The organism is Myxococcus sp. CA039A, from assembly GCF_013336645.1.
Classification (GTDB): Bacteria; Myxococcota; Myxococcia; order Myxococcales; family Myxococcaceae; genus Myxococcus; species Myxococcus llanfairpwllgwyngyllgogerychwyrndrobwllllantysiliogogogochensis.
The window spans coordinates 1-13,379 of record NZ_JABUMQ010000313.1 but is presented as its reverse complement, the minus strand read 5'-3'; the positions used below and the strand labels follow the sequence as shown (position 1 = coordinate 13,379).

The 13,379-nt window shown below is 64.5% G+C and carries 8 protein-coding genes and 1 pseudogene; 3 read left to right on the top strand and 6 right to left on the bottom strand.

What is annotated here, in order from left to right; all coding sequences use genetic code 11:
• Positions 1–399: 399 nt before the first annotated feature.
• Positions 400–1,988: pseudogene (locus HR086_RS37340) on the bottom strand (IS3 family transposase).
• A 283-nt stretch (positions 1,989–2,271) separates the two neighbouring features.
• On the opposite strand from HR086_RS37340, the gene HR086_RS37335 reads away from it, so the two are divergent.
• Genes HR086_RS37335 through HR086_RS37325 form a run of 3 tightly spaced genes read left to right on the top strand, consistent with a single transcriptional unit; the run spans position 2,272 to position 4,888 of the window.
• Positions 2,272–2,751, top strand: a complete 480-nt coding sequence (locus HR086_RS37335) for a hypothetical protein (RefSeq protein WP_174468024.1) — start codon at positions 2,272–2,274, stop codon at positions 2,749–2,751.
• 11 nt (positions 2,752–2,762) lie between these two features.
• Positions 2,763–3,815, top strand: a complete 1,053-nt coding sequence (locus HR086_RS37330) for a toll/interleukin-1 receptor domain-containing protein (protein WP_174468023.1) — start codon at positions 2,763–2,765, stop codon at positions 3,813–3,815.
• An 11-nt stretch (positions 3,816–3,826) separates the two neighbouring features.
• Positions 3,827–4,888: a toll/interleukin-1 receptor domain-containing protein gene (locus HR086_RS37325; RefSeq protein ID WP_174468022.1), complete on the top strand. Its 1,062-nt coding sequence runs from the start codon at positions 3,827–3,829 to the stop codon at positions 4,886–4,888.
• A gap of 919 nt (positions 4,889–5,807) precedes the next feature.
• On the opposite strand, the gene HR086_RS37320 is transcribed toward HR086_RS37325, so the two are convergent.
• The 5 genes from HR086_RS37320 to HR086_RS48895 all read right to left on the bottom strand — a co-directional run bounded on the left by HR086_RS37320 (position 5,808) and on the right by HR086_RS48895 (position 13,158).
• Positions 5,808–7,385, bottom strand: a complete 1,578-nt coding sequence (locus HR086_RS37320; RefSeq protein ID WP_174468021.1) for a DUF1501 domain-containing protein — start codon at positions 7,383–7,385, stop codon at positions 5,808–5,810.
• Between the two features lie 12 nt (positions 7,386–7,397).
• Positions 7,398–8,435, bottom strand: a complete 1,038-nt coding sequence (locus HR086_RS37315) for a hypothetical protein (RefSeq protein ID WP_174458055.1) — start codon at positions 8,433–8,435, stop codon at positions 7,398–7,400.
• Positions 8,435–10,273 carry a DUF1549 domain-containing protein gene (locus tag HR086_RS37310; protein ID WP_174468020.1) on the bottom strand — a complete coding sequence of 613 codons (1,839 nt, stop codon included), beginning with the start codon at positions 10,271–10,273 and terminating at the stop codon, positions 8,435–8,437. The genes HR086_RS37315 and HR086_RS37310 overlap by 1 nt, the downstream gene beginning before the upstream one ends.
• A gap of 257 nt (positions 10,274–10,530) precedes the next feature.
• Positions 10,531–12,483, bottom strand: coding sequence for a hypothetical protein (locus HR086_RS37305; RefSeq protein ID WP_174463387.1), 1,953 nt, complete (start codon positions 12,481–12,483; stop codon positions 10,531–10,533).
• 21 nt (positions 12,484–12,504) lie between these two features.
• Positions 12,505–13,158: a peptidoglycan-binding domain-containing protein gene (locus HR086_RS48895; RefSeq protein WP_174458053.1), complete on the bottom strand. Its 654-nt coding sequence runs from the start codon at positions 13,156–13,158 to the stop codon at positions 12,505–12,507.
• Between the last annotated feature and the right edge of the window lie 221 nt (positions 13,159–13,379).

The window sequence follows — 13,379 nt, the reverse complement described above, 5'->3', positions numbered from 1 at the left end:
GGCCTTCTCGCTCTCAGGTCTTCTGCGCACACAGAGCCGAACGAGAGGTGCCCCTGCTCCCTCTTCCCGCCTCCTCCGCGCCCGCCTGCTCCCCAGCCTGATCGCGAATCACGAACTCTGGTTTAGCCACGCGCCCATGAGCTCTTCTGGACCTGGAGCTGGGGCTTGGGCGGAACAGGGCGGACCGCTCACACTCGCCGCCTGGCGCAGCTCGCACACAAGCAGGACGCGGCGGCATCCCAAGCCCCGCCCCACCGAGCAGAACTTGCGCCACTTGATGCGTGGCCAGAGGCTCCGGGGGTTGGAGCTTTGGCCACGAGCCCACCGAGCCCTGCGGCACCTCTTCCCCTGGCGATCACCCGACCGGTGAGCGTCAAGGTAGATGTCGCGTGAGAGGGTTCAGCCGATGCGCTTCATCTCCTGCACGGCCGAGATGCGGCTGGGCGAGGGGCCCAGGCGGACGGAGCCCGCGGGAGTCCAGTTGCGCGTGACGCGGCTCCAGCGCTCCGGGTGACGGGATTGGGCGCGCTGGTACACCCGGTGGCGTCGAGCCAGCAGCGAGGCCTCGCGACCGAAGTGCCTGTCGTCAGGCGTGACGAAGCGGATGGCGGAGTGAAGGTGCTCGGTGTTGTACCAATCCACGAAGCGCGTCACCCAGTCGTGCGCATCCTCGGCGGACGCAAAGGGCCGCCGCGGGAAGCTGGGGCGGTACTTCAGCGTGCGGAAGAGGGCTTCGGAGAAGGGGTTGTCGTCCGAGACGCGGGGCCGGCTGAAGGACGGGGTGACGCCCAACCATTGCAAGGTGGCCAGCAACGTGGCGCCCTTCATCGGGCCGCCGTTGTCCGAATGCAGCACCAGCCCCTCGGGGCAGCCGGCCTGCTGCCAAGAGCGGCGGATGAGGACCGAGGCATGCTCGGACGACTCCTCTTCGTGCACCGCGAAGCCCATGATTCGCCGGCTGAAGACGTCCACCACCAGGTACAGGTAGAGGAAGGCGCCCTTCACCGGGCCCTTCAGGTAGGTGATATCCCAACTCCAGACCTGGTTGGGCCCGGTGGCGGTGTGCTCGGCCCGGGGCCTGGGCGTGGGCGCCTTGGCATGGCCTCGGTGGGCCAACTGACCCGCCTCGCGCAGCACCCGGTAGAAACTTGCCTCGCTGGCGACGTACTCGCCCCGGTCCGCCAGCCTGGGGACAATCTGCTTGGGCGAGGCGTCCCGGAACTCCTCACTGTTGGCCACCGCCAGGATTCGGCGCCGCTCCACCTCGGACAGTCGGTTGGCCGGACGGGTATGTGGTCCGCACCGCCGGTCCTCGGCCGTGGCGGGCTTCCTCCAGCGTTGAATCGTGCGCGGGGCCACCCCGAGCCGCTCGCAGATGGCCTCCAGGCGCACGCCTTTCTCCAGGGCCTCGTCGACGTGGGCGAGCGTCATTTCTCGCTCTTCTCGTCCCCGGAGTCGTCCTCGTCTGCCAGGTGCCTCTCGTCCCACCCCATCGCCTGAAGTTTTTTTTCGAGCACCAGCAGCGCCGCCGTCTCTGCTAGCGCCTTCTCCTTGCGGTGCAGCTCCCGCTCGAGCTCCTTCACCCGCTTCTCGGCGGCGGCCAGCCGCTTGCGCTCCTTGGCCGGCAGCGGCTCGCTCGCCGTGCCGGAGAGCGCCCCCGCGGCCGCCTGCTGCCACTCCCTCAGCTGCGCTTCATGCAGTCCCTCTCCACGCAGCAACGCCCCCAACTCCTCGCCTTTGAGCTCCTGGGCCGCCGCCAGCACGCGCAGCTTCTCCTCGGGCGTCCACTTCTTGGGCCCAGCGGGCGGGGCGGGCTTCTTCTCGTCGGACGGGGGCGTCATGCCCACTACCCTATTCGCCGCGCGCAACCACTGCGACAACGTCGGTTGGGACACTCCTATCTGCCGGGCCAGTGTCGAGGCAGTCACCGCGCTCGGGCCCATCATCCGCTTCACCATCTGCGCCTTGAATGCGTCTGTGTACGGCACTTCAACCGCCTGCGCTCGCCCCCAGGGCGTCGTCAGCTCGGCACGTCAGCCGAGGCGACATCTTCCCTGACACAGGGGGCGACTGCTCCGCTGGCGAGAACGCCCGTCCTGTCCTGCGGACAGCGCATGCCCCAAAGACGCGCCCCTAGGGCCGATCCTTGCAAGAGGTATGTCGCTAGGTGAACTGCTTTACCAGTCCAGAAACTGGAGTGGCTGCAACTAGGTGCTACGCCTCTGTGTAGGCAGTGCGAGCTGCATCGCGTTTCCGCTCGGGAGGCCAACTATGGGGGTTGCTGACATCATCGCCGTATACGGTGCAGTGCTTTCGACGGCGCTTGCAGCGGCACAGTTCGTTAGTTGGTGGCGCGCCCGCAAGATGGTTGGCGTGCAAGTGAGCCTGAGAGACTTGTACTCTCAGGATGGCCGACGACGGGCCCCCGACTCGGTTGTGCTCATTCGGGCCATCAACAGGACAGACCACACCCTCAAGATCAATGGCATCGGCATGGAGCAGGTCGGCAAGAAATCGCTGGCCAGTGTTGATGGATTGCCTGCCCCTCTTCATCCTCACGACTCCTTCGACCGACCATTGCCCTGGGATCCAATGGCGCAGCACTTTGACTTCGACAAGCCAGTGACTGCGTACGTCACACTGACAAACGGTGAGATCTTCAGGACGAAACCCACTGTTCTCGGCGCTCCGAAGGTAGTTTCAGGGGCCGCCGCCGGAGCGCTTGGCCAGCCAGAACAGCCGACCTATTAAGAAAACGTAAAATGCCAAAAGGATACAGTCCCCCCGCCAGCGTCGATGAACTGCTGATGCGCTATCACGCAGGAGAAAGGAATTTCTCTGACACCAAGCTGTCAGCTCCGGTATTCAACAATATCGAATTTAGCGATATCGACTTAAGCTACTCCGTGCTGGCGGATGCTCAGTTTGACGACTCGCTCCTCACAAATGCCAATCTTGAAGGATCCGAGCTTTCAGGGGCGACATTCCATCGTACTACATTGGCGGACTGCAACCTAAGTCGCGCGAAACTCTATCGCGCCAGCATCTATTCGAGCACGTTCCTTCATAGCTTGCTCGTTGACGTCGACATGTTATTTTCAAATGTGGTGCATGCTGATTTCCCGGAATGCACATTCTCGACTGCCTCGCTTGGCGACTCTGTGTTCATTGATGTCGACATATCCTCTTTGTGTGTAGCCGATCCTCCGGTGCAGCAATTCTCCCCGAGTTACATCGATCACAGCACCATCATGAGGTCTCTGCGCGCAGTCAACTTGAAGGACTTCCTGCTCCGGTCTGGAATGCCTGGAGTGTTCGTTGAATATATGGTGGAATGTGCGCGTTCACTCGATGAGAGAGGGCTCTTCTCCTTGATGCAGACTACTTTCATTAGCTATGGTGGTCCCGACACGGCCTTTGCTCAAAAGCTCTATGATGCATTGCATGCCAATGGCGTAACCACTTTCTTCTTCCCCGAGCATGCAGTCCCTGGCAGAAAGCTGCATCGCCTAATGCGCGAAGGCGTAAACAAGCATGACCGCGTAATCCTAATTTGCTCCCAATCATCGCTCGTTCGGCTAGGCGTCCTCAACGAAATTCAAGAAACACTAGCACGAGAAGCGCGAGACGGTGGCGCAGAGTATCTCATTCCAATTCGTCTTGATGATTATATTTTCAAGGGATGGAGCCCAGCTGACCCTGGCGCAGCCCAGGCAATTCGCGACCGGGTTGTTGCCGATTTTGAAGGCACGGATTCAGATCCCGCGAAATTCAACCAAGCCCTGCTTCGTTTGCTAGCAGCGCTCAAAAAATAGCGTGTCGCTACATGAGCACTGCGAAGCGGTACATGCCCCCCCAAAGTGCCAAAGAGCTGCTTGATCGATACGCACACGGGGAGCGCTACTTTGTGGGCGCCAAAGCCGATGGGCTCGCCATTCTAGGCGGAGACTCCTTGTCTGGGGTCAACCTCAGCCGAGCTAGCGTCAGAGATATGGGCGTTGGCGAGGGCTCTCTCTTAAACGTCAGCTTTCGTGGTGCGGATTTGACTGGCTTCGGCACTTATGATGCCGAGATTGTCGCCTGCGATTTCCGCAGCGCCAACCTTGACGCTTGCGATGTCACCTATTCCGCCGTCGCCCGCTGCAGGCTCGAGAAGGCCAACCTCTTCATGAGCAGGTTCTTAAATGTCAGCTTTGATGGAAGTCGGTGCTTTGGCGCAAAGTTAAGCAATGCATCGTTTATCGATTGCGACATCCGCCCATTCTGCGATGCAGAGTACCCGGATTCTCGCATTATCTGGGTCCATGTTGACTACAGAACCATAGTGCGTTCGATTCTTTCTCCCAACCTCAAGGACTTTCTACGACGAACGGAGATGCCAGATGTATTTGTCGAATACATGGTTGACTCCGCCCACTCACTAGACGAAAAGCAGTTATTCAAGCTGATGATGACCACCTTCATCAGTTATGGGGCGCCTGATGAGGGGTTTGCACGGAATCTTTATGAGGCTTTGCATAGAAACGGCGTCAAGAGCTTCTTTTTCCCAGCCCATGCAAAACCCGGGGTGAAACTACGCCGACTGATGCATGAGGGCATAAATCAATACGATCGCGTCATCTTGATTTGTTCTCGGTCTTCACTTGATCGACCTGGCGTGCTTAACGAAATTCAAGAAGCACTGTCGAGAGAGTCGCGAAGTGGCGGTTTAGAGCTTTTGGTTCCAATTCGTCTTGATGATTACGTGCTCAAGGGATGGACTCCACTTGACTCCAGTATTGCGCAATCGATTCGCGATCGAGTTGTTGCCGACTTCGAGGGGACGGAGAAGAGCCCTGTCAAATTTGAGCGTGCTCTGCATCGCCTTCTCGCGGCTCTCAAGAAATAGTCCCACTCAATCATGGAAGCTCTAGGGATTCGCCTGGGACCATATTAACCGATAATCCGACGCCTTTTCAGTTACCCGAATTTCGATCTAACCACTCGGCGACTGAGGGTCGTTATGGTCATGGCTGCAAGGCGACACCACAAGATGGAGCAGAGGTCCGCACCTAAGGGCTGCCCCTATAGTGCACAAACCCAGGTGAAATAGGTATTTGTCCCGGGGCTCGTGTGCTGTGCGAGCGCGCCGCGAGGCAGGATAACGGCAGTTCCTGTCGCGATGCGCAGCTCGCGGGTGTTCTCCGGCCGGTAGGCGTCGCACAGCTTCGGGCGCAGTTCGGCCTGGGGGCGAACCCGCAAACCCCCGGCACCGCCCCAAGCCCTGGCCCCATATCAGGGCTCGACGTATAGGCGGGATAGAGGCCATATTGGGGGTTAGGGCTGGGCCGCAGAAAGGGGCAGCACGAGCGGTGCGCCCGGCCGGCGAAGAGGCTGCGCAGCCCCTTTGGTTCACGCCGGCCCTAGCCACGTCACATCTCCGTCAGCAGCGTGGCAAGGTGGTCCCTCACCGCCTCGTACCGTTCCCTCCGGCCGCCTCCGCCGGGACTCCCACCCGCGCGCTTCCACCTGCTCTTCCCCAGCCACACCTCGCCAGGGCACGCGCTACCGTCAGCCTCCCACGGGCTTCTCGTGAGCCCTGAGAGACCAGCGAGCCCTGGTCGCTCGCGTCCGTGAGCGGCTTGACCTGGTTGGGCTGAATGTGCCCCCAGTGTGCCCCTCCAGCGGGGTTGGACGCGGCACACGGGGGAATGGAGTGGGACGGGGCGGGATGACGAACCCGAGGAGATTCAAGGCGATAGCGGGTAACAGCGCGTCCTGCCTGGAGTTTTCCATCACCTTGCCTGCGGGTTCGATTCCCGCCGCCGCTACCCCTTCCGGAGCCCCACGACCTCGCCGTAGCCACCGGGGATGAAGAACTCGTTCGGCTCCATGCCCATGATGCGCAGCGCGGTGGTGACGACGTCCGCGGACCGGGGGACGCGCTTCTGCGTCTGCCCCGTCTCCTCGATGATGTCCACCGGGACGCCGAGCCCACGCGTCGTGTACGTGCCCACCTGCCGGTTCGCGGCCACGTTTCCCCCCGCGAAGAAGACCGAGGTGAAGGGGTGGTGGTCATCCGGAAGGTTGTAGCTGCCGTCATTCGCGCGGGAAGCCCAGCTCCGGCCGAACTCGCTCATCACCAACACCAGGGTGTCATCGAGCAGCGTCTTGCCCGGCTTGCCCGGAGCGGGCGTGGCCTTCATCTCGCCCAGGAAGCGCGCGACACAATCCATCAGCCCGCGACCATGCGCGCAACTGAAGGCATGGCCCGCGCCGCTGTGCGTGTCGAAGTCCATGCGCAGCGAGACATGCACTGACGTGCACAGGTCCGACTTGAGCAACCGCAGCGCCATGTCCATGCGCGGGTCCAACCCGGTGAGGTGGAAGTTCGCGTTGCCGAACGTGTAGGTGAACGTCTCGTTCAGGTAGCTCGACAGGTACGCGGGCCGGTTCGTCTTCAGCGTGTCGATGCCCTTGGTGCCCTCCAGCAGGGACACCACGTCCGTCGCCAGCACGCGGGAGACGGACGACAGCGAGCCATGCAGGCCCTCCAGGTAGTTGTCCACCTTCGCCGTCGAGCGGCCCAGGAGCGGCTGCGCACGCGCCAGGGAGTAGCGCTCCACCGTCGTCGTCTTCAGTTGGGCCCCGGTGGGCGTGCCCCGTGCATCCAGCTCCGCGCCCTCGGTGCGCGCCTCCAGCCCCGACCACCAGGCGTTGTCCGCGGCCTTTCCGGAGAGCATCGGCTTGAGCGCATCGATGGAGGGCACACCGACCGGCGAGGCGTGCGAGGGCAACCCCATGCCAGAGGGAACGCCCCGGTCCCCAGCGACCACCACGAACGGCAGCGGACGGGTCTCCCGGTGCCGCGCATACAGGTGGTTCGCGATGACCGAGTGCATCGCCGGCGCCCGATAGTCCGCGCCCGCGACGCCGCACATCGCGGAGATGAAGGCGCTCGCGTGGTCATTGGTCCCCTGGTCGATGCCATGCAGCACGCTCAACTGCTCATGCAGCGCGAAGTGCTGGTAGCCATACATGAGCGGGCTGAAGGTACCGCGCGCCGCCGGGTCCTGCGGATTCCAGGACTGCCACGTCCGCAGCGGCTTGTACGCGCCGTTGGCGGGCGCCAGGTTCACCACCTTGCTCGCGTCGTAGAAGACCGGCTCGCTGCTGAAGTTGGAGGACCCCGGGACGCAGAGCGGAATCTCCGAGTCCTCCATCGGCGTGAAGCAATACGCCGGTCGGAAGCCGCCCGGGACGTAGAGCACCACCAGTCGTGAAGGGACGTCGGCGTCCGCGGCGTGCGCGAGGCCAGCGCCGAGGAGCCCCGCGCGGTCGAGGAGGGCGAACTGACCGGCTCCGAGGGCCCACTTGAGCAACGTGCGTCGAGAAGTGTTCGGCATGGCGTCCTCGGCTCAGTAGGTGATCCACAGCGGGTGACGGATGAGCGCCGCGCACGTGCCAACCCAGGCCAGGCGCGCGCTCTGCGCTTCGAGCGGGAGGTAGACCTGCTCGTACAGCGCCTTCAGCTCCGCGTCGTCGGGCGGCTGGCCCAGCATGCGCAGGTAGAGGTTGCGCAGGTTCTTCTGCACCGCGTCCGGGTTCTTCGTGGACGTGTCCGCGAGCGTCACGAAGCGCAGCACCGCCTTGTTGTTGGGCTTGTCCACCGCGCGCCCACACCAGGCCTGGGACACCTGGACCAGGGCCTGGCCGGCGGAGGGGCCGAAGGTCGTGTCCTTCTTGCGGTACGCCAGGGAGTTGCCGCCTCCGAGCGCCTCGAACCGCTCGACGGTGCGCAGGTCGGAGACGTACTCGCCCGAGATGCCGGGAGACCAGTCACCAGGCCAGATGAAGAACTTGCCCCAGTTCACGACGTACGCCCGGTTGCGCCAGTCGGGGTTGCTCGTGCTGACGAAGTCCTCGAGCGTGAGCCCGAGCTGGTCCATCAGGCTCACCACCATCTCCTCGGCGGACAGCCGGCGGACGCGGAACTCCTCGGGTGACGGCGTCTCCAATTGCGCGGGGGGCGCCTTCAGGTCGCGAATCCACGCCTCCACCTGGGAGATGGTCATCGTGACGCGGCCGTTGGCGACGAGCTGCTCGTAGGGCTGGCCCGGAGGCATCTGGGCGTAGCTGCCAGGCGCGGTGCCCTTGAGCATCTGGACCAGGACGCTGCCCTCCGGGTCTCCGCGCTTCACGAACCGCTCGTTGTAGACGAGCCCGCTCTCGAACGCGGCGAGCGAGGCGAAGAAGGGCTTGTTGCCGTTGACGTGGCAGCCCTCACACGCGGGAGCGAGCGCGAGGCGGACCGCGTCGTTGTCGCTCGACGCCGCGCAGGTGTCGCCCCCGTCCGGCGTGCCATCGCCCCCCTGCGGGTGCGAGACATCCCCGAAACAAGCCCCCAGGCCGAACGCGAGCGCGACGGCCCCCAGCAACGAACGCAGTGTGCGCATCACAGGCCCCTCCGCAGCTCGGACTGTTCGAAGAGATGGCGGATGAAGGGCCGCAGCTTGCGCTCCCCCGCGACGAACTCCCGCGCGAGTTTGTCGATGAAGCCCTTCTCCGTGGCCGGATTCAGCTCCCGGCCAATGAACATCGCGTAGAGCTTGCGCGCCGCGCAGCGGTCGAACTCACCGGAGCGGACCAGCAGCTTGCCGAAACCCAACGGGCCCATGGTCCCATCGCCATGTTCGCCCAGCAGCGTGTACGACTCCGGCATCGTGTCGAGCAGCACCGCTTCCGGATTCGCCGTGAGCTCCTCCGGAGTGACGGGGGTCAACACCGTGTTGGGCGCGAAGGCGTTCTTCCAGCGCAGGCCCGGCGCATTGCCGATGTGCGGATACTTCCCGGACAGCCACTCCGCGGTGATGCGCTGATTGCCGATGCCCCCGATGAAGGGCCACGGAACGTAGTAGCTCGGGAACGGCGTGAAGTCCCAGCGCTTGAAGGCGATGGCCGCGGGGTCCAGCGTCTTGTGGCAGTGCAGGCACGTTCCGCCCGTCGCCGGGTCTATCTCCAGCGGCGGGAAGTGCACGTCCGCGGGAGGCGGCGAGAAGTTCTGGCAGGCGAAGATCTCCAGGAAACGCGCGGCCCGGACGCGCTCGCGCGGAAACGACGACATGGACCCCATCATGGTGAGCACCCCGGCGGCGGGCAGGCCCAGGGGCGCGTCCTTCGTCTTGCGCGGGTCGAAGCGATAGGTGCGGTCCATGCTGCCGGAGCGGGTTTTGTCGGGGGTGAGCGAGAGGTGGTAGGGCTCCAGCTCCTCCACCACGAACTCCCGCCACGCCTGTGGATCATCCGGCGTCGGGTGCATCGGGTCGCGCGGGGCATTGCCCACGTCCGGCCGCCACCACGTGCTGTTCTGGTCCACCACGTCGCTGCCCATCTGCCGGCCGAAGCGGATGTACAGCGCGCGCAGCCAGTTGGTTCCGACCGAGTAGTTGCCGACGACCAGGTCCGAGAGCGGCCGGTCATGCCACGCCAGGTGCGCGAACAGGCGCGCGGGCTCCTCGTAGGGGTGGCGGCGCTGCCCATTGAGGGTGGAGGTGCTCGCGGAGCCCAGGCCGGCGAGCGGCGAGCACCACATCAGATTCGGTCCGCATCCACAGCCCCGAGGCAGCCCGGGGTCGTAGTAGCCGCCGCTCGCGATGCCACAGTCCCAGGTCTTCCCGGTGGTGGTGTCGACGACCTGCTTGATGTCGGAGCCCGCCTTGCCCAGCACCTGGACCGTGGTGCCTGGCGCCCACCAGGGCTCGACGGTGCGCGCTTCCGGCACGGCGGGGTTCCCGCCACCGTCCTTGTCGGAGCACTGCTGCCCCGGGTCCCCCGAGGCGAATTCGTTCACCGCGTAGAGCGCGCCCGGGTGCAGGGTGTTGTCGGCGCACCGGTGCAGGTGTCCGGACATGTCGCCCTGGTACGCGTCGCCCGTGGCGCCCGTGGTGTAGGCGCCCACGGCGATCCACTCGTGTCCGAAGCGCAGCATCCGCTCATAGAACTTCGGAGAGGCGAGCACCTCGTCGAGCGTCGAGCGGAGCAGTGAGGCCCGCGCCTCGGGCGAGGCCGCGGCCGCCATGGCCTCGTACTGCTCCAGGGTCGGAGTCGTCCCCGTGAGTCCGAGCACGATGCGCCGCAGCAGGCGCGTGTCGCTCATCTGGTCCTCGGGTGGATCGACCGGCGACGTCGGCCCGGGTCCACATTGCTGCGCGTGCGCGTCGGGCACGATGAGCCCGGACATCGCGAACAGCACGACCGCGAGGGCCGCGCTCTTCAAGTGCAGGTGCCAGTGCATACATGCGACAATAGCATCAGGCGACGTGACAAGGCACGAGAGGAAATGTCTGTCATTTCGCGAGAATGAGGGGTGGACTCCCCTCCACACCTGACTGTCTTTTGTTCAGGCGGCGGCCGTGACTCGAGGCCACGGTGGGGTGGACTCCCCTCTACACCGCCTCGGTGACGGATTCTCCCGGGCGTCCGAGGGCGCCTTCAGCAGCGCCCCATGCCGCGCCGCTCCATCCCTGGCGCCGCCCCCGTGGATGCTCGGCGCTAGCCAACGATTCGGATGAGGGAAATGGCCACGAGCGGGGCGTGGGTGGGCGTGGGTTTGCCCGCCACGTGGTCCCTGACGTGCTGAATCATGGCTTGAATGGCTTGCTTCAATGGATTCGCGCGGGTCTCCACCGTCTTGTTGTAGAGGCTGTTGAGCCGATACCTCACCACCACATCCGTGAAGCGGTTGTAGAGTTCGACGAAGTTGTCGTGGGCTTCTTCCATGAAGTCTTTCACGAAGGTGGAGATGTGCGCCTTCCCGAGCGTGTGGTCCACCCGCTCGACGAAGAAGGAATGCATCTTCAGCCAATGGGCCATGGGGTCGCTGTGCGCCTTCTTCGTGTCCGCGTCCTTGATGCAAAGCGCATAGAACGCCGGGATGTCCACTCGGAGCAGCTTGCTTCCCTGCGTGACGAGCTTGAGGGCCGTGGCGAGGTCCGTGGAGGCGAGCAGTTCCTTGAAGAGGGGGGTGAGCGACTCCGTCACCTTCTGGAGGCAGGCCAGCAGGAGCGGCTCCTCGCTTGCGTCCTCGATGCCCCGGGCGAACTGCTCCTGGTAGTTCTCCACCTCCTCCTTGAGGAAGCCATGCCGCATCACGGCCTCTTGGGTCTTGAAGGCCTTGGCGCGGTGGTGGACCTCCTTCCATGCCGCCTCGTAGTCCTCGATGAGCGTGTTCAACTCGCCGTGCAGCGCCACCCGCATGGCGCTCTGGTCCGCCTTCTCCTCGGTTCCCACGGTCCAGCGGTCCTTGCAGTAGTGCGCGACGATCTGGCGGTAGTCCTGCGTCTGTCCTTCGAGCGTCGTGGACAGGCTCGCCGGAAGCCGAGGCGCCAGGCTGTGGGTGGCGCCGATGTTCGCGCTCCCTCCCGAGGCTTGCGTCGTGGCTTGCAGGGTCACCGCGGCGCGCACGCGCTCGAACTCCTGGATGCTCCAGGTGACGATGGCATCCAGGGAGAGCGCCGTGTACTCAGCCCAGGGCTGGATGCTCGCGACGAGCCTGCCGAAGGCCAGCACGGCCTCCTTGCTGGCCTTGTTGCTCCCGGCGGCCGTCGCGGCCTGCGCGAGCACGTTGGCGAGCGGGTCTGAGCGAGGAACCAGGGTGTCCTTCTGCTTGTCGCACAGGGCTCCGAACTGGACGAACTGCTGGAGTGCCGGCAGGTCGCCGAGGATGGGTATCAGGAGCAGGTGCAGGCTCAGGAGGTGCCGGGCGCGCGCCTCGACGAGCGCCGGCCGATTCAATCCCAGGACCTCGATGGTCTTGGCCGTGCGACCGTAGGCGAGCGCCTTGTCGCCCTGGAGCAGATTGATGGTCGGGCTGGGCATGGCCTGCCCGTTGCGAACATCGAAGCGGATGAGGACGCGCGGTTCGTCGACTCCAGGGTCGATGAGGATGGCCTGCTCGAGGAGGTTGGGATTCGCGGGGCTCTGTCGCTTCTCCGCGACGGTGGGAACCTTCAGGGGGCCCACGCCCAGGTACTGTTGCTCGGCGGCGGTGGCGGTGAGGCTGGGCAAGAGGCCGAAATAGTTCTTCTTGTACTGCTCGTTGCAGACGCCACAGGAGAGGAAGAGGTTGTTCCAATCGAAGGCGCGCCAGAAATACGCGTCGGCGATGGTCGCCATCTTGCCTGTCTTGTCGAAGAAGGTGACGCCCTTCTTGGGACGGAAGTGCTCCACGTCGCCGTAGTGGCTGTGGATGATGCGCGTCTCGCAATACGCGCACTTCCCGTAGTGACAGGCGACGAGCTGGGCCTTGACCTCATTGGGCGCATAGCTCTTCGAGCTGATCTCCAGTTTCGCGAGGTACTCCTCCTGGTTCTTCGCGATCTGGCTCGCGGAGAGTCCGGTGCTCGCGAACTGATTGTATTCGAGCAGCCACGCGGCGGCCTGCTTCGCGGTCTCCACCAGCTTCGCGGGTGGGGGGCCCTTCTGGGCCGCTGAGATTTGAATCATGGAGAGGGTCTCGGTGGGGGCTCAGCGCCCGTGGCGCGCGAGGAGTGTCTCGCGGGTGCGTGCGTCCAGCTCACCCGTGGTGGGAAGTCCCTGCTGCTCCTGGAAGCGGCGCAGCGCTCCCTCCAGCACGTCCGCGGGAGGGTTGTCGATGGGGCCGTCATGAAGGCCCAGGTTGCGCAGGCGGGTGAGCGTCCCATGGGGAGTCTCCACGGGCGCGAGCATCCTCAGGTCCAGCTCGTAGGTGAGCAGGAAGGGCTCCTCGCCCAGGTATACCGTGGCGCGGGGCGCATCAGGGCGGATGAAACACTCCACGAGCCCCCGGTCCGTGGTCTTTCCCTGGAGCTCCTTTCCCTCCACCACGACGGTGAAGGGCGTGCGAGGCATCGGTTGGCCAAAGACAAGGGGAAGAAATCGCAGCACCGAGGGCACGCCCCGGCGGGTGAACTTGTGCACGGCCCCGGTCCTGACGGTGACCTTCTTCTCGCGGAACGGAGGGATGTAGAGCACGTCTCCCGCCGCGAGCGCGTTGGGGTCACGCCCCTCCTTCCGGAGGGGCTCGTTCTCGGCGTGATTCCAGAGCGTCCTGCCCACGTGCCCGGATTCGTAGGCAATGCTTTCGACGCTCTCCCCCTCGCGCACGGTGTGGTGCGTGCCCGGATTCAATCGGTTCACCATGAATCATCCAGATTGCACGTGACGTGCCTTGCACGGGCATGTCCCCAGAGGCTCGCGGCGAGGAGGGCCGGCCTCCCTGAGGAGGCCCGGTGTGCGTGCGTGGGAGACGCGCATGCGTTTCGAGAGGACGCGCTCCATCCAGAAGGACTGGAACCGTCCACGCGGCTTCGGCGTCAAACACCGCCCCACGTATCCCGCCCCCGCCATGCGCCCAATCCTGC

Excerpts from the sequence above, each read along its gene's own strand:
- HR086_RS37330 (WP_174468023.1), top strand. The coding sequence starts at position 2,763 with ATGCCAAAAGGATACAGTCCCCCCGCCAGCGTCGATGAACTGCTGATG.
- HR086_RS37325 (WP_174468022.1), top strand. The coding sequence starts at position 3,827 with ATGAGCACTGCGAAGCGGTACATGCCCCCCCAAAGTGCCAAAGAGCTG.
- HR086_RS37305 (WP_174463387.1), bottom strand. The coding sequence starts at position 12,483 with ATGATTCAAATCTCAGCGGCCCAGAAGGGCCCCCCACCCGCGAAGCTG.
- HR086_RS48895 (WP_174458053.1), bottom strand. The coding sequence starts at position 13,158 with ATGGTGAACCGATTGAATCCGGGCACGCACCACACCGTGCGCGAGGGG.
- HR086_RS37315 (WP_174458055.1), bottom strand. The coding sequence starts at position 8,435 with ATGCGCACACTGCGTTCGTTGCTGGGGGCCGTCGCGCTCGCGTTCGGC.
- HR086_RS37310 (WP_174468020.1), bottom strand. The coding sequence starts at position 10,273 with ATGCACTGGCACCTGCACTTGAAGAGCGCGGCCCTCGCGGTCGTGCTG.
- HR086_RS37320 (WP_174468021.1), bottom strand. The coding sequence starts at position 7,385 with ATGCCGAACACTTCTCGACGCACGTTGCTCAAGTGGGCCCTCGGAGCC.
- HR086_RS37335 (WP_174468024.1), top strand. The coding sequence starts at position 2,272 with ATGGGGGTTGCTGACATCATCGCCGTATACGGTGCAGTGCTTTCGACG.